This window comes from Paenibacillus sp. FSL K6-3182 (genome assembly GCF_037976325.1).
GTDB lineage: Bacteria > Bacillota > Bacilli > Paenibacillales > Paenibacillaceae > Pristimantibacillus.
The window spans coordinates 4,756,408-4,777,944 of record NZ_CP150265.1 but is presented as its reverse complement, the minus strand read 5'-3'; the positions used below and the strand labels follow the sequence as shown (position 1 = coordinate 4,777,944).

At 47.0% G+C, this 21,537-nt stretch carries 19 protein-coding genes; 16 read left to right on the top strand and 3 right to left on the bottom strand.

Features of this window, described 5'->3' with window-relative positions:
- Positions 1 to 7 precede the first annotated feature (7 nt).
- The 5 genes from MHH56_RS21295 to MHH56_RS21275 all read left to right on the top strand — a co-directional run bounded on the left by MHH56_RS21295 (position 8) and on the right by MHH56_RS21275 (position 4,043).
- A complete protein-coding gene (locus MHH56_RS21295) occupies positions 8 to 949 on the top strand; it encodes an aldo/keto reductase family protein (RefSeq protein ID WP_339203683.1) in 942 nt (313 codons plus the stop codon).
- A 15-nt stretch (positions 950 to 964) separates the two neighbouring features.
- Complete coding sequence (locus tag MHH56_RS21290) at positions 965 to 1,813, top strand: NAD(P)-dependent oxidoreductase (protein ID WP_339203682.1); 849 nt, start codon at positions 965 to 967, stop codon at positions 1,811 to 1,813.
- 97 nt (positions 1,814 to 1,910) lie between these two features.
- A complete protein-coding gene (locus MHH56_RS21285; RefSeq protein ID WP_339203681.1) occupies positions 1,911 to 2,117 on the top strand; it encodes a hypothetical protein in 207 nt (68 codons plus the stop codon).
- A gap of 150 nt (positions 2,118 to 2,267) precedes the next feature.
- Positions 2,268 to 3,356, top strand: coding sequence for a glycosyltransferase family 2 protein (locus MHH56_RS21280; RefSeq protein WP_339203680.1), 1,089 nt, complete (start codon positions 2,268 to 2,270; stop codon positions 3,354 to 3,356).
- A 165-nt stretch (positions 3,357 to 3,521) separates the two neighbouring features.
- A complete protein-coding gene (locus tag MHH56_RS21275) occupies positions 3,522 to 4,043 on the top strand; it encodes an ABC transporter permease (RefSeq protein ID WP_339203679.1) in 522 nt (173 codons plus the stop codon).
- Between the two features lie 45 nt (positions 4,044 to 4,088).
- On the opposite strand, the gene MHH56_RS21270 is transcribed toward MHH56_RS21275, so the two are convergent.
- Complete coding sequence (locus MHH56_RS21270) at positions 4,089 to 5,108, bottom strand: LacI family DNA-binding transcriptional regulator (RefSeq protein WP_339203678.1); 1,020 nt, start codon at positions 5,106 to 5,108, stop codon at positions 4,089 to 4,091.
- A gap of 126 nt (positions 5,109 to 5,234) precedes the next feature.
- Between MHH56_RS21270 and MHH56_RS21265 the strand changes: the two genes are divergently transcribed.
- From MHH56_RS21265 to MHH56_RS21220, 10 genes are all read left to right on the top strand, one after another.
- The gene (locus MHH56_RS21265; RefSeq protein ID WP_339203677.1) at positions 5,235 to 7,025 is read left to right on the top strand and encodes an L-fucose isomerase; all 1,791 of its coding nucleotides are present in this window, start codon (positions 5,235 to 5,237) and stop codon (positions 7,023 to 7,025) included.
- 15 nt (positions 7,026 to 7,040) lie between these two features.
- A complete protein-coding gene (locus MHH56_RS21260; RefSeq protein WP_339203676.1) occupies positions 7,041 to 7,700 on the top strand; it encodes a class II aldolase/adducin family protein in 660 nt (219 codons plus the stop codon).
- Positions 7,701 to 7,750: 50 nt separating this feature from the next.
- Entirely contained in the window at positions 7,751 to 9,253 is a 1,503-nt protein-coding gene (locus MHH56_RS21255; protein WP_339203675.1) for a rhamnulokinase family protein, read from the top strand.
- A 39-nt stretch (positions 9,254 to 9,292) separates the two neighbouring features.
- Positions 9,293 to 9,718 (top strand): L-fucose mutarotase, encoded by a 426-nt coding sequence (fucU, locus tag MHH56_RS21250; RefSeq protein WP_339203674.1) that lies wholly within the window; start codon positions 9,293 to 9,295, stop codon positions 9,716 to 9,718.
- A 182-nt stretch (positions 9,719 to 9,900) separates the two neighbouring features.
- Positions 9,901 to 10,878, top strand: coding sequence for a substrate-binding domain-containing protein (locus MHH56_RS21245; protein ID WP_339203673.1), 978 nt, complete (start codon positions 9,901 to 9,903; stop codon positions 10,876 to 10,878).
- Positions 10,875 to 12,341 (top strand): sensor histidine kinase, encoded by a 1,467-nt coding sequence (locus MHH56_RS21240; protein ID WP_339203672.1) that lies wholly within the window; start codon positions 10,875 to 10,877, stop codon positions 12,339 to 12,341. The genes MHH56_RS21245 and MHH56_RS21240 overlap by 4 nt, the downstream gene beginning before the upstream one ends.
- Entirely contained in the window at positions 12,319 to 13,866 is a 1,548-nt protein-coding gene (locus tag MHH56_RS21235; RefSeq protein WP_339203671.1) for a response regulator, read from the top strand. The genes MHH56_RS21240 and MHH56_RS21235 overlap by 23 nt, the downstream gene beginning before the upstream one ends.
- A gap of 133 nt (positions 13,867 to 13,999) precedes the next feature.
- Entirely contained in the window at positions 14,000 to 15,100 is a 1,101-nt protein-coding gene (gene xylF / locus MHH56_RS21230; protein WP_339203670.1) for a D-xylose ABC transporter substrate-binding protein, read from the top strand.
- 80 nt (positions 15,101 to 15,180) lie between these two features.
- Positions 15,181 to 16,704: a xylose ABC transporter ATP-binding protein gene (locus tag MHH56_RS21225; protein WP_339203669.1), complete on the top strand. Its 1,524-nt coding sequence runs from the start codon at positions 15,181 to 15,183 to the stop codon at positions 16,702 to 16,704.
- Positions 16,705 to 16,706: 2 nt separating this feature from the next.
- Positions 16,707 to 17,879, top strand: coding sequence for a sugar ABC transporter permease (locus tag MHH56_RS21220; RefSeq protein ID WP_339209691.1), 1,173 nt, complete (start codon positions 16,707 to 16,709; stop codon positions 17,877 to 17,879).
- An 83-nt stretch (positions 17,880 to 17,962) separates the two neighbouring features.
- Here the strand turns inward: MHH56_RS21220 and MHH56_RS21215 are convergent, their stop codons facing one another.
- Positions 17,963 to 18,499, bottom strand: a complete 537-nt coding sequence (locus MHH56_RS21215; protein WP_339203668.1) for a GNAT family N-acetyltransferase — start codon at positions 18,497 to 18,499, stop codon at positions 17,963 to 17,965.
- Positions 18,500 to 18,573: 74 nt separating this feature from the next.
- Positions 18,574 to 19,431, bottom strand: a complete 858-nt coding sequence (locus MHH56_RS21210; RefSeq protein WP_339203667.1) for a helix-turn-helix transcriptional regulator — start codon at positions 19,429 to 19,431, stop codon at positions 18,574 to 18,576.
- A gap of 190 nt (positions 19,432 to 19,621) precedes the next feature.
- On the opposite strand from MHH56_RS21210, the gene MHH56_RS21205 reads away from it, so the two are divergent.
- Entirely contained in the window at positions 19,622 to 21,508 is a 1,887-nt protein-coding gene (locus MHH56_RS21205) for a beta-L-arabinofuranosidase domain-containing protein (RefSeq protein ID WP_339203666.1), read from the top strand.
- Positions 21,509 to 21,537 lie beyond the last annotated feature (29 nt).

Genomic DNA, 21,537 nt, shown 5'->3' with positions numbered 1-21,537 from the left:
AGTAGAGATGCAATTTCGTCATTTAGGGAAAAGTGGATTGAAGGTTAGTGAAATCAGTCTAGGAAGCTGGTTGACATACGGCGGTTACGTAGAACGTGAAAATGCGGTGAAAGCGATTCAAACAGCCTACGGGCTTGGCATTAATTTTTTTGATACAGCGAATGTATATGAGAGAGGGGAAGCAGAGAAGCTGATGGGAGAAGCGCTTCGTGCTTTTCCACGGGAATCCTATGTGCTCGCAACGAAAGTGTTTGGACAGATGGGTGATGGTCCAAATGATCGGGGACTATCCCGCAAACATATTATGGAGCAGTGCAATGCCAGCCTGAAACGGCTTGGAGCAGATTATGTGGATCTATATTACTGCCACCGCCATGATCCAAGTACGCCTATGGAAGAGACGCTTCGTGCGCTTGATGATCTGGTACGCCAAGGCAAAGTGCTGTACGTTGGCGTTAGCGAATGGACAACCGCGCAAATGGTGGAAGCGCATGCAATTGCTGATCGTTACTTGCTCGACCGAATCGTAGTTAACCAACCGATTTATAATATGTTTAACCGTTATATCGAGAAGGAAGTCATTCCTTACGGAGAGCGCGGCGGTATTGGACAAGTCGTGTTCTCGCCGCTCGCTCAGGGACTACTGACGGGCAAATACAGTTCCGTGAATGATGTGCCTGCGGACAGCCGTGCAGCGAAGCTTGATGGCATGCGCAAAGGTGTGACGGAAGAGAAAATCAATAAAGTGCGCGAGCTGAGCGTGGTGGCAGCAGAGCTGGAATTAACGGTTGGTCAGCTGGCGCTTGCTTGGATTTTGCGCCAGCCGAATGTATCTAGTGCACTCGTTGGAGCTAGCAATCCTGCACAGGTGGAAGAGAACGTGAAGGCATCGGGTGTCGTGCTAAGCGCTGATATTACGGAGCGGATTGAACAAATATTAGGAGCATAAGAAGGAGTGAATGAAGTGCCGAAAGTAGTTGTTACAGGCGGCAGCGGCATGCTGGGGAAATGGGTAGTTAAGCATTTTGTTGAGCAGGGATACGTGGTTGTGAATGCGGATGTGAAACATCCAGCCGAACCGCTATGCCGTACCGTAATCGTTGATTTGAACCATTTGGGTGAAGTGTACGGCGTATTGGCTGGGGCGGATGCCGTTGTGCATTTGGCTGCCATTCCAGTTGCGTACTCGCATCCGAATGAGATTACCTTTCACAACAATGTGATGTCTACCTACAACATATTGGAAGCTGCAGCGGGTCTTGGCATCCGCAAGGCAGTTATTGCTTCGAGCGAATCCTCTTATGGCCTCGTATTTGCCAAAGAGAAGTTCGGGCCTAAGTATGTTCCCGTCGATGAAGAGCATCCGCAGCTTCCTGAGGACAGCTATGGCTTGTCCAAAATTGTAAATGAACAAACAGCGGATATGATAAACCGTAGAACAGGCATGCAGGTTGTTTCATTCCGCCTAGGCAATGTTATTGCACCAGAAGCGTATGAGCGATTCGAGTCATTTATCCATGATCCCGAGCAGCGCGAGCGCATTCTATGGAGCTACATTGATACGAGAGATGCGGCGGAAGCTTGTCAGCTCGCTATTGAAGCAGAGGGGCTCGGAAGCGTGGCGCTTAATCTTGCAGCGGATGATAGCAGCATGGCGCTGCCAAGCCGTGCGCTAATGGCAGCTCGTTTCCCGGAGGTCAATGATTTCCGCAAGCCGCTGGAGGGGAACGAAACATTGCTCTGCAATGAAAAGGCTAAACGTCTACTCAACTGGAAGCCAAAACATCAATGGCGCGATTACGTCAACGGGTAAAAGGAAAGTCGAGTCTGAGAAAAAAATTATACGTTGAACGTTATTTTAGGACTGTTTTGGGGTAAACATGCTTATAAGCGAAAGGAGCTGATGAAGCATGTTAGATAATGAAAACAAGCCGCAGGAGGTTCCTGAGACAAATCCAGGACAGGAGCCGGAAATTATCCCCCCGGATTCGCCGGTAATTAAGCCCGACCAGCCTATTCCGGAAATTGAGCCGCAGACGATCCCGGAAATTAAACCGGAGGTTGAACCTGAGATCAAGCCGGACATTCCGCCTGAGGTTCCACCAAAGCAATACTAGAGTTAACGTTCATATGCAATCAACAATTAAGGCCGGATTTCTCCGTAAAAGGAGGAGCTCCAGGCCTTTTTTTGTTTGTATATTTGTCCAAACACCACAAGTTATGGCTCCATATACTGCTTAGAGAATAGGTTATGGAGGTGTGAAGCAATGATTACGATTAGTTTATGCATGATTGTAAAAAACGAGGAGCAGGTACTGGAAAAATGCTTAAACTCCGTCAAAGACCTAGTTGAAGAGATCATAATTGTAGATACGGGATCAACAGATAAGACAAAGGAAATTGCAGCTAACTACACAAGTCGAATCTTTCATATGGATTGGAATGATGATTTTTCGGCTGCGAGAAATTACTCTTTCAGCCATGCTGCTCAAGATTATATTTTATGGCTGGATGCAGACGATTGGCTTCAAGAAAACGATAGAACGAAGCTCAGCTTGCTTAAACAAACGATAGATTCAACTGTTGACTCCGTCAGCATGGATTATTATGTTGGATTCGATCCTCTTGGACAGCCTACAGCTGTCATTCAAAGAAATCGGCTGGTGAAGCGTTCCAAGCAATTTCAGTGGCATGATCCCGTGCATGAATATTTGGCAGTTGAGGGGCATGTTGTCTTCTCCGATATTGCTGTGAGTCACGGGCGCGTGCATACAAACTCGGAACGAAATTTGCGTATTTATGAAAGAATGCTTGCGAAAGGAGACGTTCTCTCCAATCGGCAATTGCTGCACTATGCAATGGAGTTAACCGCTAATAATTATTTTGAAAAGGCAATTGAGATTTATGAAGCTATTATTTCTAATCGCGCAAGCTACTTTGAAGATCAATTGCTAGCTTGTGATCGAATGGCTCATTGTCATCATGAGCTTGGCAATAAAGAGCAGGAGCTGCATTCACTTATAAAAACATTCAACTATGATATCCCGCGTGCTGATTACGTATGCCGTATCGCTTATTATTTTCAGGAAAACTATGATTATGAGAAAGCGATTAACTGGTACCAATTGGCACTGAAGCTGGAAAAACCGGAAAAACGTCTGCTTGGCATTAATCACATGGGTTGGACATGGTTTCCCCATTTGCAGCTAGTGGCCTGTTACGGCAAGTTAGGGAAACTAGAGCATGCGTATAAACATAATGAGATTGCTCTTTCGTATGCTCCCACGGATACTAACCTATTAGACAACAAACAATTGCTAGAGAAACGACTGGGCAAAAGAAAGGCTGGAAGCTAGCAGGATCATAACTATGTTACTCTTTATTTTTAATAAAACAGCCTGATTCATCTTTGCTAGACAAGTACCGTCTCTATTAATCGATTCGATCCATATAATAATGTATTGCTAGAACAACTAGTTTTGTTACTAGCTAAATAAATAGGGTTAGAAGGAGGGAAAAGCATGACTGTTACAAGAGCAAGGAAGGTAAAACAAAGCAGTAAAAGGCTTATCTGCAAAGAGGTTGTCTGCAAGCGACCTGTCAGCAAGAAATTGATCTGTAAGCCAGTGAGAAGACGCAAATCCGCGTTCAGAGCTGTTTCTGGAATCGATCAGAATCTTCTTGATGGTACAACTGCTAAAGTTCTTTATCAAGTGGAAGAGCTGGATCTCAACAATGAATACAACCCGGCTAACTCAACTTTTCGTCCAAAACAAAAAGGCGTTTACGCTCTTTTTGCAAGTGTCTTCTTTCAAACGGTTACGGTCACAACCTTTACGCTTGATTTGGAGATAAGAGTAAATGGCGTGCCAAGAATTTCAGATCAAGAAGATTTTACAAATACAAGCGGCATTATAGAGGCCAGTGGTCTTGTACAATTGCAGGCTCGTGATCGAGTACAGGTTTTTGCTACCGTTTTGAATAAGAATGTCCAAATCCAAAGCGGTTTAGCTACTCGTTTTGAAGGAGCAAGAATAAACTAAAAAAGTGCCTGGAGGTTTCCTCTAGGCACTTTTTTACAAGATTAGCTAGAGTGAAGTGATTTCCTTCACGGATCGACGAATAATCAGCTCTGCCGGCAAAACGATTTTTTTCCATGGCAGCGCTGCTTCACGCTCTTGTATGCGGTCAACTAGCATTTGCATGCCCATGTAGCCGAACTGATAAGCCTGCTGAGCGGCTACGGTAAGGAATGGTTCTACTTCTGAATAAGGTCCAAGATCATCAAAGCAAACGATGGACATATTGTCAGGAACGCTCATTCCGCGTTCACGGAACAGTCGTAAAATTTCTACAGCAAGCACATTGTTGCCCGCAACGATAGCCGTTGGAGGAGGGGAGAGCTGATCGAACCACTGCCCCATTTCGGTCAAATCGTTTAAAGGACCAAAGCTGGTCTCAAATACATATTTCTCGTTGTATTCCAGGTCATTGAGCTTCATGCCGTCTTGATAGCCTTGCAGTCTTAATCTCGCACTGGAGATGGAGGAAGAACCATTCACCATCGCTATTGTGGAATGCCCTTGTGAGGCTAGATGCTCAACAAGCCTTCTTGCACCGTCTCTGCTGTCACCAAGCACGATATCGCAGTCAATGCCCGGCACCTCACGGTCAAGCAGTACAAATGGCACATTATGCTTGCGCAGCGAATTTAAATGAGGAAGAGAAGGATCGCCAGCAGGAGCGACAAGAACGCCGTCAACGCGAGTCGTTAAGATGGTCGTCACATAATCAGCTTCTTTTTCCAGATTTTCGTCGCTGTTCCCAAACAGCAGACGATAACCCGAACGTTTGGCAGCATCTTCCGCGCCGCGTGCGAGCGTTGTATAGAAAGGGTTCATAATATCAGTTATGAGCAGGAATAGCAGCTTCGTTTGCTGGAGTACGAGGCTTCGCGCCGTTTGATTCGGAACATAACCCAGCTCCTCCATAACACGAGTTACCTTCGTTCTCGTTTTTTCGCTTATTTTACCAGTGTTATTGATAACTCTGGAGACGGTCATAGCGGAGACGCCTGCCTTAGCGGCTACATCATATATCGTTACCATTTCGTAATCCCCTTATGGATAAATCGTAGATTCTATCATACAAAAAAGTAGTCATTGACAGCAAGCCTTATTGTTGTTATTTTAATGTTATCGGTAACATTATTATAACATAATGGAGGTTTTAATATGACAGATACTAGCTTTCGTTTTCAATCAGGGTTTCCAAAGATAGGTATTCGACCAACAATTGACGGAAGAAGAAAAGGCGTTCGCGAATCGTTGGAAGAACAAACCATGAACATGGCAATCGCGACTGCTAAGCTTTTATCGGACAATTTGCGTTATCCAAACGGCGAACCGGTTGAATGTGTCATCGCTGACAGCTGCATTGGCGGAGTAGCTGAAGCAGCAGCCTGTGCGCAAAAATTTGCAACCTCTGGCGTAGGGGTATCGATAACGGTAACGCCTTGCTGGTGCTATGGCACGGAAACGATGGATATGGATGCAAGCATTCCGAAGGCCGTATGGGGCTTTAATGGGACAGAACGCCCAGGCGCGGTGTATCTGGCAGCTGTACTATCAGGTTACGCGCAAAAAGGGCTTCCAGCCTTTGGCATCTATGGTGAGCATGTTCAAGATTCTGGCGATACTTCCGTTCCGTTTGATGTTAAAGACAAACTGATTGGATTTGCGAAAGCAGGCCTGGCGGTTGCTTATATGCGCGGTAAATCGTATTTGTCGATGGGTTCTGTATCTATGGGTATCGCCGGTTCAATCGTAAATGACGCTTTCTTCCAAGAATATCTTGGCATGCGTACTGAGTACATCGATATGACTGAATTTGTACGCCGTATGGAAGAGAACATATATGATACAGCAGAGTTCGAGAAAGCGCTTACCTGGGTGAAGGAGAACTGTATCGAAGGAGCAGATAACAATGCTGCGGATATCCAGACGTCAAGAGAGCGTAAAGATGAGGACTGGGAAACAGTTGTGAAAATGACGCAAATCGCCCGTGATCTGATGATTGGCAACCCTGAGCTTGCCAAACTGGGCTTCGGCGAGGAAGCTGGCGGCCATAACGCGATCGTCGCTGGATTCCAAGGGCAGCGGCAGTGGACGGATCATTTTCCAAACGGTGATTTCATGGAATCCATACTTAACTCATCATTCGATTGGAACGGCATAAGGGCGCCTTATATGGTAGCTACGGAAAATGACAGCTTAAATGGCGTGGTAATGCTCTTCGGATATTTGCTTACGAATACCGCTCAAATTTTTGCCGATGTCCGCACGTATTGGAGCCCAGAATCTGTGGAGCGAGTCACGGGACACAAGCTGGCGGGTGCAGCTGAGAACGGTTTGCTCCATCTGATCAACTCCGGTTCAGCAACGCTTGACGGAACAGGAGAGCAGACGAAGGATGGCGAACCGGTCATGAAGCCGTTCTGGGAAATATCGGAGGAAGAAGCGCAAAAATGTTTGGATGCTACGTCATGGCGGCCAGCTTCGGTCGAATATTTCCGCGGAGGCGGTTACTCCTCTGATTTCTTAACGCGCGGCGGCATGCCGATGACAATGTCTCGCATTAATTTGGTGAAGGGCATTGGCCCCGTACTACAAATCGCAGAAGGTTATTCGGTAGAATTGCCGCAGGATGTCCATGACACACTCGACAAACGTACCGATTCGACGTGGCCGACAACATGGTTTGCACCAATCTTGACGGGTGAAGGGGCTTTCAGTTCCGTTTATGAGGTAATGGATAATTGGGGGGCAAATCACGGATCTATCAGCTATGGACACATCGGCGCTGATTTAATTACGCTCGCTTCGATGCTGCGGATTCCGGTTAATATGCATAACGTTTCAAGAGAACGTGTATTCCGCCCAAGAGCATGGGGATTGTTCGGTACGGCAAATCCAGAGAATGCCGATTACCTAGCTTGTCAAAATTTCGGGCCTATCTACAAATAAATCGGAGGTTTTACAATGAGCAGCACGGACATTCGCAACGAGCTATGCAAATATGCTCGCAAAACAGTAACGAACAAGCTGGTTGTAGGGCCAGGCGGCAATATTAGCGCAAAGTTTGAAGGCAAAATGTATCTTTCGCCAAGCGGATTTGCTCTTGATGAGGTTGAGCCGCATCAATGGGTCGAGGTAGATATTGAGACTGGGGAAATAACAGATATCGGTCTTCGTCCATCATCTGAGGTGCTGATGCATCTATATGCCTATCGTGCTAATCCGGATATTGGAGCAATCGTCCATACGCATCCGCCTTATTGCATTGCATTCACTTTAGTTGAGCAGGAGCTTCCAATTATGTTTCCAGATCAAGCAGCGCTCGTTGGCAAGACGGTGTACGTTCCATATGTGCTTCCGACGACGGATAAGCTCGCTGATGCATACGTAGCGAAAGTAAATGAAGCAAGCTCAGTACTGCTTGGCAACCATGGCTTAGTAACGTCTGGTCGCAATTTACGCGAGGCTTACTATCGTACGGAGGTCGTTGAGGAAAGCACAAAAATTTATTTGATTGCCAAGGCGATTCGTGAGCCTAAGGTGCTGACGACAGAAGAGTTTGAAGAGATCGCATCGCTGGAGAGCGAAGCTTACCGCATCGAATTACTGCAAAAGATGAAGTGATTCGGTGCCCATTCGTGAAGCGCTAGCTTTAGTTAAAGGAGGCTTTAAGCATGACGAAGCTTGCGACTGTGCTCGCGTTTGATTTGGGCGCAAGCAGCGGCAGGGCGTTAATCGGCGAGCTGCTGCTTGATAAGGCAAGCGGTCAGCGCTTGCTGAAGGTGACGGAAATTCATCGTTTTCCGAATCAGCCGGTTTCTGTACACGGTCATTTGCACTGGGATATTTTGCGCCTGCTGCATGAGCTGAAGTTTGCCATTCGCAAAGCCTTTCAAGAAGGCTACGCTCCGCAAACGTTAGGCATTGATACATGGGGCGTAGACTTTGGGCTGCTCGATAATAATGGCGAGCTGCTTGGCAATCCATATCATTACCGTGATTCGCAAACAGATGGAATAGTAGAAGAGCTGCTCGAACGGTTTGGCAAAGACCGATTATATGAGCAGGGCGGCTTGCAGTTTATGCCCTTTAATACGATAAACCAGCTGTATGCGATGAAGAAGGCGGCATCGCCGAAGCTTGCGGCAGCTAGAACGCTGCTGCTTACGCCTGATTTGCTTGCTTATTTCTTAACAGGCGTGAAGGTGTGCGAGTTTACCATGGCGACGACTACGCAGCTATACAAGCCTAAGGAACAGCAATGGAATATAGAGTTAATGGATGAGCTGGGCATTCCAAATCGGTTGTTTCTTGATCCGATTCATCCGGGTACGAAGATTGGACAGTTAACGGCAGAGGTTTGCGCCGAGCTGGATGTCCCTCCGATTACAGCGGTTGCTGTTGGAACGCATGATACCGAATCAGCGGTTGCAGCTGTTCCTGCGGATGGTGAATCGGGCTTTGCATATCTAGTTTGCGGAACATGGTCGCTGCTTGGGACCGAGCTTGCAGGTCCAAACGTCTCAAGAGAAGCGCAAGATCTTGATTTCTCTAATGAAGGAGGCGCTCAGGGAACCTATCAGCTGCTCAAAAACATTATGGGACTTTGGATATTGCAAGAGTGCAAACGGGAATGGGAGGAGCAGGGGAACGATTGGACGTTTGCAGAAATCGTGACGCAAGCGGAAGCGGCTGAGCCTTTCCGCAGCTTTATCCATCCCGACGATCCGATGTTTTTTGCACCTTCCGGCATGATCGGGCGCATACAAGCTTATTGCGAACAAACGTCTCAGAAGGTTCCGCAGTCTATAGGTGAAATTACACGCTGCATTTTGGAGAGCTTGGCATTAAGGTATCGGCAGGCGCTGGCTCAAATGGAAGAATTGACGAAGCAGCGTTTTGATGGCTTGCATATGGTTGGCGGTGGCATTCAGAATAGGCTGCTTTGCCGCCTAACGGCTAATGCGATTGCCCGTCCGGTTTGGACGGGACCAGTAGAAGCAAGTGCGATTGGCAATATGCTCATGCAGCTCGTCGCGCTAGGTGAATGCGGCAATCTTCAAGAAGCAAGGAAGCTTGTAGCTGCATCGTTTAAGGTAGAGGAATTTGCTCCTGAGCAGCAGAATGAGTGGAATTATGCGTTCGAAGCTTATGAGCGTGTTGCTAGAGTCAAATAACTCATATGATTATATCGATACCGGGAGGAGGAGGTTAGCATGCTGATTGGGATATCGAAACTGATTTCTCCAGAGCTGCTGAAGGTGCTCAGCGAAATGGGACATAGCGACGAAATCGTGATTGCCGACGGCAACTTTCCCGCGGCAAGTCATGCCAAGCGGCTCATTCGTGCGGATGGGCATGATGTACCAGCGCTGCTTGACGCTATTTTGCAGCTGTTCCCTTTAGATCAATATGTTGAGAAGCCAGCAGCACTTATGCAGGTGGTTCCGGGTGATACGGTTGAAACCCCAATTTGGGAGCAATACCGCTCGATTATCGAGCAGCGTACGGGTCTATCGGAGCCATTTGAGCAGGTCGAACGTTTTGGATTTTACGAGCGGGCCAAGCAGGCTTATGCGGTAATTGCTACAGGTGAGAGTGCGCTTTATGCCAATCTTATTTTGAAAAAGGGCGTTATTTAAAAATACCGACTAATTATGTTTCATATTATGGCTTCATATTTGGAGGCTGCCTTCACGGTTAAATACCGAGGGCAGCCTCTTTCTATCTCTACAACTAGACAGCAAGCCAGCCATCTACTATGATTTGTATATGAAACCGCTCTCATAAAAATATCCTATTTTGTCGGCAGGAGGAAAATAGGTTGCGCAAATCGATAATTGTTAGCTTGTTTGCAGTGTGCTTGGTCATCTTGTTTTTTACGCTGACCTCCATGGTTAAAGTGTTCTCCTCCGAATTGATTGAACCTGCATTAACGGCAGAGCAGCACAATAGCTACCGCCTTGTCCTCATAACGAGGGAGCTGGATACCCCTTTTTGGGCGAAGGTGGAACGGGGCGCTAAAGCTGCAGCAGAGCAAAATGGTGCAAGTCTTGAGGTGTGGGGGACATATGGCACAAATCGGGATGATTTTCTGAAAAATATTGAGGTTGCGATTGCTTCTAAAGTAGATGGAATCATCGTACAGGGGCTTGATACGGACGAATTTAAAAGTTTAACAAAGGTGAAGGCGGCAAGTAGAGGTATACCCGTCATAACGGTAGCGAACGATGTGCCGATGAACGAGAGTTTGCGCAGAACGTATGTAGGCTCGGATCATTTGGAAGCGGGGAGCATGATTGCGCGGCAGATGGTGTCGGATATGGGCTTTGTGGGCAAAGTGGTATTGATGGTGTCAGATCGTCAGGAATACTTCCAAAGAACGCGCTTAACGGGCATATTGAATGTACTGAACGCCTACCCGAAGATTATAACCAAGATTGTAGCTGCAGGAGATTCCCGTGAGGATGTGGCGGCGGCAACAAATGAACTGCTTAATGAGGAGCCGGATGCGGATGCGTTCATCGCAGTTTCGGCGAATCATGCGGGTTCGATTATTCAGGAAATAAGCAAGCGAATGCGAGTGGACAACTTTTTTATCTATTCCTTCGATGATTCACCGGAGACGCTTACGTTGATGCAGCAAGGAAAGATAGATGCCTTAATTGCGCAATCCCCAGAGGCGATGGGCGAGGAAAGCATCGCACTCATGATCAAATGGCTGACAGGCGAGCAGGTTCCACTAAACCCTGACGGTTACTTCACAGATATTCGGGTCATGCGGGCGGAGGATGCCAAATGAACAGCATTCAGCGTAAAATATTGACGATGTCGTTAATCGTGCTGTTTATAATGGTTACGATTTGGATGGTGCTCACCTACTATAATCAGAAGACGCAGGAGCAATACAATGATATTTTGCAGCGTTATTTGCGCATGAATGAGGTGACTGATCGCAGTCATCAGACGATTACAGCATTAAATGATTATTTGCAGAAGCCAACAGCACTCAAGCAGCAGACGCTGAATCAAAGCAAGGAAAACATAATGATGGCGAAGCAGCAAACGATAAGCCTTCGAAATAAGGATAATGCTTTTACGCTGACGAGCTTTATCAATATGATTGATAGCTTGGTGGCGTCGGCGGATTTGTCAGTCATGTTTTTGGAGCAAGGCAATGGGGAGCAATCAGCTGAAAAATTTGAGGAAGCGACCCGCATCGACAAATACATAGCAGAGACCACAGTAACGCTCATCGACAAGGAAGTACGGACGTACGATGCTTTTTACCGCGGCATTATTGAACAAAGCGCGGAGCTGAAGCGGCTTGGCATATGGCTGCTTTCACTAATCACGATTATGCTGCTGCTGTTTACTTATTGGTTTTCGCTTAGCATTACAAGGCCTATCCAGAAGTTGACTATCGCTGCAAAGGAATTATCGCGCGGCAGATTCGATAAGCCTATAGCAGTACACTCCAATGATGAAATTTCATTCCTCGCCAAAACCTTTGATCGCATGCGGATCAATATTAACAATCTCATCTCCGAGATTCAGCAGAAGGCACAGCTCGAAAGCGAGCTTCAGCAGAATAAGCTGCTCCTGAAGGAAAGCCAGCTTATTAGCCTTCAAAGCCAGATTAACCCTCACTTCTTATTCAACACCTTAGATATTTTATCCAAAAAAGCATACCTAGACGGCTCGGAGGAAACGAGCGATCTGATTGCCAACGTAGCAGGCTTGCTTCGTTATAATTTGCGCCGGCTAGACCGGGCAGTCACGCTTGAAGAAGAGCTGTCTGTCATATTGAAATACATCGAAATTCAAAGCGCGCGTTTTACAGATCGGCTTAGATTTGTACTGGAGGTGGATGAGAGCTGCCTGCAGCTGCTGCTGCCCTGCTTGACGCTTCAGCCCATTATCGAAAATGCAGTCATCCATGCGGTTGAGCCGCTTGAGGATGGAGGCACGATTTCACTTCGCATCTATGAGAAGGAGAATCTTGTTCTTATTGAAATTGAGGATGACGGCACAGGCATGACGGCGGAGAAGGCCAATCATATTTTGACAGAAGGCGGAAATGCGGATGGCGTAGGCCATTCAACGGGGATCGGCTTCAGCAACGTAGTGAAACGGCTGCGGTTATTTGTCGGTGACGACGACGTTATAGAAATTAGAAGTGCGCCGCAAGAGGGCACGAAAGTAACGATAAAAATGCCAATCGTAGGGAGTGCAGCTGAGCATGTTGAAATTGTTAATCGTTGACGATGAGCAAGTAGAACGGGAAGGCTTGCAGGCTATTTTGCAAAAAGGTTTTCCTTCTTGTCAATTTATGCAAGCAAAAAATGGGGCTAGAGCCATCGAGACGGCAAGCGAGTGGCAGCCTGATCTTATATTGATGGATATCAAAATGCCCGGCGTTAACGGCATCGAAGCAATCGAGAAAATCTCGGTGTTTCTGCCTTCGGCCAAATTTATTATGGTCACCGCATACGACACGTTTGACTATGCAAGGCAGGCTATCAAGCTTGGGGTTAAGGATTATTTGCTAAAGCCAAGCAAGGCAAGTGAAATCACAACAACCATTGGCAAGGTCATAGAGGAGATTATGCGTGAAAAAAGCGAGCTCGCGCTCAGGCAATACGAGGAGGAAGCGCTGAGGAAAGTGATGCCTATTGTCGAATCAGATGTCGTGACACAGCTGCTCTTCGACCATGTGCATGATGTCCATATCGACGATATGCTGGGGCTGCTTGGCAGAGAGCGGACAAGCGAGGCATTTGTTATGCTCGTCATGCTGCCAATCCATTCAACGTCAGAAGTTCTGTATGGTGAGATTAAAGCGAAGGTGAGACAAGCTGGAAGCGGCTGGGTAGGTGCGATGTCTGCGCGGCAAATTCCAATCGTCATTTTTCGAGATGCCAGTAAAACCTATCGTGCTCAAGCAGCCTCGCTTGTCCAGCAGTTTTTACTGCTGCGGCAGCGCGAAGCTGGCGGAGATTTATTTGTTGGAATCGGAGATTCCTATAAGGGATTAGAAAACGTGAAGTTGTCATATCAAGAAGCTTTGCTTGCAACGGCTAATGCCTCGCTGCCTGCGAAACATCAATTTTATGGTGAAATCGAATCTCGTAGTCCCTTTGCGGGCGGGTATCAAGATAAACAAACGGAAAAACAATTTGTCGATCACATTCGATTAGGGAAATGGGATATTGTACGCAAGATGGTGATGGAGCTAATCGTTGTCCATGATCAGCATCATGCTTCCTTGGAGCAATCTGCCCAATGGGTGCTGGAGCGATTGTGGATTATAGCCCGTGTCGCAGAGGAGATGGGGATCGAAGTGGAGAAGCCGTTATTTTCGTTCCAAGTGACGCAGTATCAGCAGTTGCGTACAGAAACGGAAAGCTTGCTTACTAAGCTGATCGAAGGTATCGTCACTCATCAGAGCAGAGTACAGCCGGATGCGGCTTTGCAAATGAAGCAGTATATCATTGAGCATTCAGAGAAGGATATATCGCTGGAGCTGATGTCGCAGCGATTTGGCTTAAGCCCTTTTTATATGAGCAAAATGTTCAAGGATCAGGAAGGCATGAATTATATCGATTTTTTAACCGAATGCAGAATTGAGAAGGGCAAGAAGCTGATGGCTGATCCCGATCGAAGCTTAAAGGAAATTACTTATGAGATTGGCTATAACGATCCTAATTATTTCAGCAAGGTGTTCAAAAAGGTATGTGGAGTATCGCCGACCGATTACCGCAGAGCCATCCTTGGCAAAAGAGCCTAAGCAGGGCTGTTCGCCTTAAAAAAATGCAGACGATAGCAAAAGAGTACTGGAAGATGGCGGCTCTCTGCTTCCAGCGCGATGTTATATTAGAAATGTAAGCATTTACATTTTTTTATAAAAGGGAGCGAAGAAAATGGGGAAACGGTTTACAAGAGGCGGGGTTGTATCGCTTGTACTAGCTCTAGTCATCGTAATTTCGGCATGCTCTAGCGGCAATGGAAACAATGGGAACGCGGGGTCCAAGTCAACCGATAAAGAAGCAACAACAAAAACGAACAACGTAAAATCAGGCGACGACAAAATTGTAATCGGCCTTTCACTCGATACGCTGCAAGAGGAACGCTGGCAGCGCGACCGTGATTTGTTCATCGCAGCAGCCGAGGCGCTTGGCGCTAAGGTAGAGGTGCAAGCAGCAAACAGCGATGACGCGAAGCAAATTTCTCAGGCAGAAAACTTAATAAGCCAAGGTGTAGATGTGCTAGTCGTCGTCCCTCATAATGCAGAAGCAACGGCAGCGATTGTTGAAAAGGCTCATGCGGCCGGTATTAAAGTGCTTGCTTATGATCGTTTAATCAAAAACTCTGATTTGGATCTATACATCTCCTTCGATAATGAAAAGGTAGGCGAAATGCAGGCTGAGGCGATTATTAAATTGGCTCCAAAAGGGAAATTCGTATACATCGGCGGTGCCGAGACGGATAATAACGCCCATTTATTTAAAAAAGGCGCATTTAATATTTTGCAGCCGCTCATCGACAGCGGTGACATCCAAATCGTATTCGATCAATGGACGAAGGATTGGAACCCAGCTAACGCGCTGGCTAATATGGAGAATGCGTTAACTGCTAATGATAATAAAATCGATGCTGTAGTCGCAGCGAATGATGGTACAGCAGGCGGTGTTATTCAAGCGCTTGCAGCGCAAGGGCTGGATGGAAAAATTCCTGTTTCTGGCCAAGATGCCGAGCTTGCGGCAGCACAGCGTATCGTTGAAGGAACACAAACGATGACGGTATACAAACCAATTAAGGATTTGGCTGAGAAAGCGGCCGACCTTGCAGTGAAGATGGCCAAAGGCGAGGATGTAGGCGCTGATAAAACAGTTAACAATGGTAAAATCGATGTGCCGTCCGTGCTGCTTAATCCAGTAGCTGTAGACAAAACGAACATGGATGCTACCGTCATTGCAGACGGCTTCCATTCCAAGGACGATGTTTACAAAAACGTGAAGTAGCTGCTTGACTAGGTAAGGGGGAAGAAGCGGGGTGCCATGACGCTCTTCCCCTCTTTGCCATTTACGGAGGTGAGGAAGGAATGACGGCGGCATTAGAAATGCGTAATATTACGAAGCAATTTCCTGGCGTTAAAGCGTTGAACGACGTGACCTTTTCGGTGAAAAAAGGAGAGGTGCATGCACTGTGCGGTGAGAACGGAGCAGGAAAGTCGACGCTCATGAAGGTATTGAGCGGTCTATACCCGCACGGCACCTACGATGGGCAAATACTCATTAACGGTGAAGAGAAGCGCTTCGATAAAATAAAGGACGCGGAAGAAGCGGGTATTGCAATTATTTATCAGGAGCTTGCTCTAGTAAAGGATTTATCGATTGGCGAAAATTTATTTCTCGGCAAAGAACCAGCGGTATTCGGAATTATTAACTGGGAGCGCGTATTCAAGGAGAGCGAGCGGTGGCTGAAGGAAGTCGGCCTTCTGGATGTGAATCCAGAGCAATTGATCGGCGGCCTTGGCATCGGCAAGCAGCAGCAAATCGAAATTGCAAAGGCATTGTCTAAGAATGCGAATATTCTTATTCTCGATGAACCTACAGCTGCTTTAACGGAGCAGGAAGTTGATATATTGCTTAATATTTTGCGTGAGTTTAAAAAACGCGGTGTTACTTGCATTTACATTTCTCATAAGCTTAACGAGGTGTTTGCGATTGCAGATACCGTTACGGTACTGCGGGATGGTCTGGCGGTTGGCACATACGACGTGGCTGATGTGAATGAGGATAAAGTCATTTCACTGATGGTTGGACGCGAGCTCAAGGAGCGATTCCCGCGCGTGGAAGCAAAGCCCGGCGAAGTCATGCTCAAGGTGACGGATTATACGGTTATGAATCCAGAGCGGCAAGGTAAAAAAGTGATCGATCATTTAAGCTTTGAGGTGCGCAAAGGTGAAATATTAGGCATTGCCGGTTTGATGGGAGCGGGGCGAACGGAGCTGGTCATGAGCTTATTCGGTTCTTATCCAGGTCAAAGCAATGGAAAGGTTGAGATCGACGGGAAACCTGTAAAGATTAAGCATACGCGGCATGCTATAAAAGCTGGACTGGCGCTCGTTTCGGAGGATCGAAAAAAGTATGGGCTTGTTCTTGGCATGGATATTAAAAGCAATGTCAGTCTAGCAAGCCTTGCAGCTATATCCTCAGGCGGGGTGCTTCGCCCTAATGAGGAGATTGCGGCAGGCAATCAATATTTGAACTCTTTACGAGTGAAAGCGAATTCAGTGGAGACGATTGTAGGAACTTTAAGCGGCGGCAATCAGCAGAAGGTCGTACTCGGCAAATGGCTGATGACGAATCCGAAAATTTTAATTTTGGACGAACCGACGCGGGGCATCGATGTTGGCGCCAAATTTGAAATTTATAATATTATGAACGAATTGCTTATGCAGGGCGTGTCCATCATTATGATATCGTCCGAACTCCCAGAGCTGCTAGGCATGAGCCACAGAATTATCGTCATCGCAGAAGGAAAACAAACGGGTGAGTTTAGGGCAGAGGAAGCAACACAAGAGATGATTATGACGGCTGCTACGGGAGGAAAAGGACGATGAGCATGAATCAAGAAACGGTGATAAGCCAGACAAAAACGAAGCAGCGGCCGCAATGGCTGAAATTTGACGCACGCGCGTATACGATGATCGGGGCATTAATATCGATTTGGGTTTTATTCTCGCTGCTGCATGACCGGTTTCTATCACCGACGAATATATCAAACTTGTTTCTACAAATGTCGGTTACCTCTATACTGGCTATCGGAATGGTGCTCGTCATCGTCGCAGGGCAAATTGACTTGTCGGTTGGCTCCCTTGTCGGCTTGACGGGTGGTATCGCAGCAATTCTAAACGTGTGGTACGAGTGGAATACGATACCGGTTATTTTAGCTACCTTAGGTGTGGGTGCGGCGATCGGTTTTATTCAAGGCTGGATTATCGCTTATCGGGCGGTGCCGGCGTTTATTGTGACACTTGGCGGGATGCTCATATTTCGGGGTATTTTGTTTGGTACAACCGGTAGCGTTACGATTGCTCCGCTGACGCCATCGGTGAAAGCCATTGGTCAATCTTATGTGGGGGATATTATCGGATGGATATTTGGCATTACTGCTTTAGCCATTGCGGGATATCTTGTCATGCGGAAGCGAGCAGCAAGAGCTAAATTTGGCTTTGATGTTGAGCCGTTTGCCGTCAGCGTGCTGCGATTAGGCGTCATTGGCGCCATTGTTATTGGATTCGTTTATTTAATGAACAGCTACAAAGGTATTCCTGTTCCATTTGTTATGGTTATTGTGCTGGCACTTATTTTTACGTTTATATCAAAAAATACGACCTTTGGCCGTCAAGTATATGCGATTGGCGGCAATCCGGAAGCTGCGCGATTATCAGGCATTAATATTAAGCGCCGCATATTGCTCGTGTTCGTTCTCTGCAATACGCTAGCAGCCATAGCTGCACTAGTGCTGACTGCTCGCTTAAATGCAGCAACAATGAGTGCAGGTCAGAACTATGAGCTGGATGCCATTGCGGCTTGCGTAATCGGCGGAACGAGCTTGATGGGCGGTACGGGCACCATCGTTGGCGCGATTATTGGAGCTCTCGTAATGGCCAGCTTAGATAACGGGATGAGCTTAATGAATCTTGAATCCTTCTGGCAGTATATCGTAAAGGGCGGCATACTGATTCTTGCGGTGTACGTCGATATTTACACACGGCAGCGCAAGAAGGTTTAAGTATGAATTCAGGCAATGAGCTAAGCTTGAGCATCAGGGAGTTTTGCTGGGAAACCGTTTCTCCCTGATGTCCTGCTAATCTATCATTTGAAATATTCCTCGCGCAAAAGACTGTAATAAGCGATGTCCTCATATACATCCCACTTTAGGAAATGCTGGCGGAAAGTGCCTTCGTATTGCATGCCGTTTTTTTTCATAACGCTTGATGAGGCAGGATTTTTTGTCATGGCAGCTGCAACAATTTTATTAAGTGCAAGCTCCTCGAACCCAAACTGTAAAACTCGTTTGACGCCTTCTGTAACATACCCCTGATTCCAGTACCGTTTGCCTAACCAATAACCAAGCTCAGCTCTTTTATGATTATTATTTATTGTCATGCCGATGCTTCCCATAAACGTATGGTTTCTTTTATCGATCAGAGCAAATGTGTAGCCTGTTCCTTCTTGATCAATCTCAGCGCGTCGTGCAATAAAGGCAGCAGCTCCGTCTTCTGGATAAGGATAAGGAATATTTAGAGTGGTGCTTGCAACATCAAAATCGTTTATTAGCTGCTGTAGTTCCTCGGCATCTCCAGCTTCAAATGGTCTGAGTATTAATCTGTCGGTATGAAATACAGTCATAGCATGCACCTCCAAATTGTAAATTTTAATTAAGTATAAAGAAAAAAATGGAAGTTGCAACGGTTTTTTATTGATTATTTAGAGCGATAAAGCATTCGAAAGGCTTTTGGTTTCGTGCTCGTGTGTTTCGTGAAGCAGCGAACAAAATAAGGAAAGGAGCCGAAGCCTGTTTCTTCAGCTATTTTGCCGATAGGTTCATTCGTGTGGATAAGCAGCCGCTTCGCTTGCTCAATACGGTGGCGCGTGACGTACTCAAGGGGAGTACACCCAAATGTTTTTTTCATACAAATCGCAATATAATTGGGGTGAAAATGCAGCTCCTCTGCCATTTTCTTATAACTAAGCGGGTCTTGATAGCTGCGCCGGAGGAACAGAGCGGTTGCTTCGGCAATTTGCAAATAAGGACTATCCACCGCCGATTGATTTTGATCCTGAAGCAGTTGGAGGAGGATGTGGAAAATTTGCTGCTGGGTCCACCGCGATTGGGCAGAGGGCTGCTCCTGCAGTTTCAGCAGCTCGCGTATTTTCTCTTCAATGGCATGAGGGACAAGCAGACGCTTCTGCTTTGGAAGCTGGAAAGGGAAATACTCGATCGGAGCAAAGGGCTGCCCCTCCTGTGAAATGGAGAAAGGCAGCCGTTCATGTGATTCACTCCAATCACCGACCGTTTGAAAGTGCAGCCAATAAAAATGGGTTTCCTCGGTGCAGGGCATAGTCGTTCGATGAGAACGGTCAGGTCGAAAAATAGCATAATGGCCTGCCGAAATATTGAACTCCTGTCCTTCTTCCTCCATGTATAAACTACCGCGTGTTACGTATATAAGATCGAATACGCCAATGTTTGAACGATCAGCATGTCTGCCAAGTATAGGATAAGTGTCCTCGCCGCCATGAATGAAATGAGGCATGGGGGGACAAATGAATTGTAACATTCAGGCTTCACTCCTTGCTTAGTCATTACGGGATAATCATATGCGATGATTGCAGTTTGAGTAAAGATACTATAAAACCAAGATATTGTGATTGGATAAAAAGTGGTTGAGATCAGCTATCCAATCGGGCAAGTCCCGCATGGTATATTCGGTATGCATTCATCATGGCATGAAGGAGTGGTACAGAAGCATGGGACAATTACATGAAGCATTTGGGGCGCTGCCGCTTGGCAGCATTAAGGCAGAAGGCTGGCTGTATAATCAGCTTCGAATACAAGCGGACGGACTTACGGGTCATCTGGAGGAGCATTGGGCGGATGTTGGCCCGAACAATGGTTGGATAGGAGGGGAAGGCGAGAGCTGGGAGCGCGGCCCCTATTATTTGGACGGGCTGCTGCCGCTTGCGTATATACTGGGCGACGAGAAGCTGATCGCGAAAGCAAACCGTTGGATAGAATGGTCGCTCGCCAGCCAGCAGGAGAATGGCTTTTTTGGGCCTGCACATATTACGACGGTTAATAATGACCTGGATAAGAAGCAGGACTGGTGGCATTTCATGATTATGCTTAAGGTGATGATGCAATATGAGGAGGCAACGAACGATGAACGAATCGTTCCATTCCTTAGCAAATTTTTCGGTTATGTAAGCTCGATTATTGAGGAGCAGCCTTTGCGCGGCTGGGCGAAGTCTCGCGGTTCCGAAATGCTGTTATGTATTTTATGGCTATATAAGAAGACGGAAGATGCGGAGCTGCTCAAGCTGGCTGATATTGTTGCCCGTCAAACACTGGATTGGACGGATATTTTCCATGACTTCCCGTTCTGGAGAAAAGTGGAGCAATGGGATTTTCGAACACATGTTGTCAATGTGGCGATGGGTATCAAGATGCCAGGCATCTTATATGAGCTGTATGGTGAGAGTGTTCAGCGTGATGCGGTTCATCGCGGCATAGACAGCTTGATGACTCATCATGGGCAAGCGCATGGCATGTTCTCCGGCGACGAATGGCTGTCGGGTACACATCCAAGTCAGGGTGTTGAGCTTTGCGCAGTCGTTGAGTATATGTATTCGATGGAGCAGCTTACTCGGATTTTTGGCGAAGGGCGATTCGGTGATATATTAGAGAAGGTGGCGTTCAACGCGCTGCCAGCTACGATTTCAAAGGATTGGAGCGCGCATCAATATGATCAGCAGGTGAATCAAATTGTTTGTAATGTAGCGCCTAGAAATTGGAGCAATGGGCCAGATGCCAATCTATTTGGCTTAGAGCCTAATTTTGGCTGCTGTACTTCAAATATGCATCAGGGATGGCCGAAGTTTGCTTCTCATCTGTGGATGACGGATGCAGCCGGAGGTTTGGCAGCTGTATCGTATGCTCCATGCCATGTCCAAACGTCAGTTGCAGACGGCGTTGCAGCTGAGGTGCGAGTAAGCGGACAATATCCTTTCCGTGATGAAGTGACGATCGAGCTAGTGCTTGAACGTTCCGCTACTTTTGCTATTTCACTGCGTGTGCCGGAATGGTCCGTCAATTCGAGCCTGCTTGTGAACGGTGAAACTATTGTTTTAAACCCAGTAAAAGGTTACGCGCGAATTGAACGGGAATGGCAAGACGGTGATAAGCTGCTGCTGAAGCTGCCTATGGAGGTTCGTACCGTTTCGCGTAATTTGTACGCAGTAAGCGTAGAACGTGGACCCTTAGTCTACGCTCTGCCGCTGGTGGAAAACTGGCAGCTGCTTAGGCCGCGTGAACGGTTTCATGACTGGGAAATATATCCGGGTTCTCCATGGAAATATGGCCTGCTTGCGGACACGAGCTTTGAGGTAATAGTGAGCGAAGATGCGATTCCCTATCAGCCGTTTGATGCGGCTGCTGCGCCGATCCGCTTGAAAGCAAGCGGCAAGCTTGTTGCAGAATGGCGGATGGAAGGCAACAATGCGGGTACTCCGCCTCTTAATCCGGATACAGAGGGTCAGCCGGTGACTGAGCTGGAGCTGGTGCCATATGGCAGCGCGAAGCTGCGAATCGGTGAATTCCCACTGCTTGGAGAGCGAAAGCCGGTTATTTGGAGATAAGCAAAGTGACATCGCACGCTTTACAACAA

Bases quoted from the DNA above. Each gene is read 5' to 3' on its own strand.
- MHH56_RS21295 (WP_339203683.1), top strand. From the start codon at position 8: ATGCAATTTCGTCATTTAGGGAAAAGTGGATTGAAGGTTAGTGAAATC.
- MHH56_RS21285 (WP_339203681.1), top strand. From the start codon at position 1,911: ATGTTAGATAATGAAAACAAGCCGCAGGAGGTTCCTGAGACAAATCCA.
- MHH56_RS21280 (WP_339203680.1), top strand. From the start codon at position 2,268: ATGATTACGATTAGTTTATGCATGATTGTAAAAAACGAGGAGCAGGTA.
- MHH56_RS21275 (WP_339203679.1), top strand. From the start codon at position 3,522: ATGACTGTTACAAGAGCAAGGAAGGTAAAACAAAGCAGTAAAAGGCTT.
- MHH56_RS21270 (WP_339203678.1), bottom strand. From the start codon at position 5,108: ATGGTAACGATATATGATGTAGCCGCTAAGGCAGGCGTCTCCGCTATG.
- MHH56_RS21265 (WP_339203677.1), top strand. From the start codon at position 5,235: ATGACAGATACTAGCTTTCGTTTTCAATCAGGGTTTCCAAAGATAGGT.
- MHH56_RS21260 (WP_339203676.1), top strand. From the start codon at position 7,041: ATGAGCAGCACGGACATTCGCAACGAGCTATGCAAATATGCTCGCAAA.
- MHH56_RS21255 (WP_339203675.1), top strand. From the start codon at position 7,751: ATGACGAAGCTTGCGACTGTGCTCGCGTTTGATTTGGGCGCAAGCAGC.
- fucU (WP_339203674.1), top strand. From the start codon at position 9,293: ATGCTGATTGGGATATCGAAACTGATTTCTCCAGAGCTGCTGAAGGTG.
- MHH56_RS21240 (WP_339203672.1), top strand. From the start codon at position 10,875: ATGAACAGCATTCAGCGTAAAATATTGACGATGTCGTTAATCGTGCTG.
- MHH56_RS21235 (WP_339203671.1), top strand. From the start codon at position 12,319: ATGTTGAAATTGTTAATCGTTGACGATGAGCAAGTAGAACGGGAAGGC.
- xylF (WP_339203670.1), top strand. From the start codon at position 14,000: ATGGGGAAACGGTTTACAAGAGGCGGGGTTGTATCGCTTGTACTAGCT.
- MHH56_RS21225 (WP_339203669.1), top strand. From the start codon at position 15,181: ATGACGGCGGCATTAGAAATGCGTAATATTACGAAGCAATTTCCTGGC.
- MHH56_RS21220 (WP_339209691.1), top strand. From the start codon at position 16,707: ATGAATCAAGAAACGGTGATAAGCCAGACAAAAACGAAGCAGCGGCCG.
- MHH56_RS21215 (WP_339203668.1), bottom strand. From the start codon at position 18,499: ATGACTGTATTTCATACCGACAGATTAATACTCAGACCATTTGAAGCT.
- MHH56_RS21210 (WP_339203667.1), bottom strand. From the start codon at position 19,431: ATGTTACAATTCATTTGTCCCCCCATGCCTCATTTCATTCATGGCGGC.
- MHH56_RS21205 (WP_339203666.1), top strand. From the start codon at position 19,622: ATGGGACAATTACATGAAGCATTTGGGGCGCTGCCGCTTGGCAGCATT.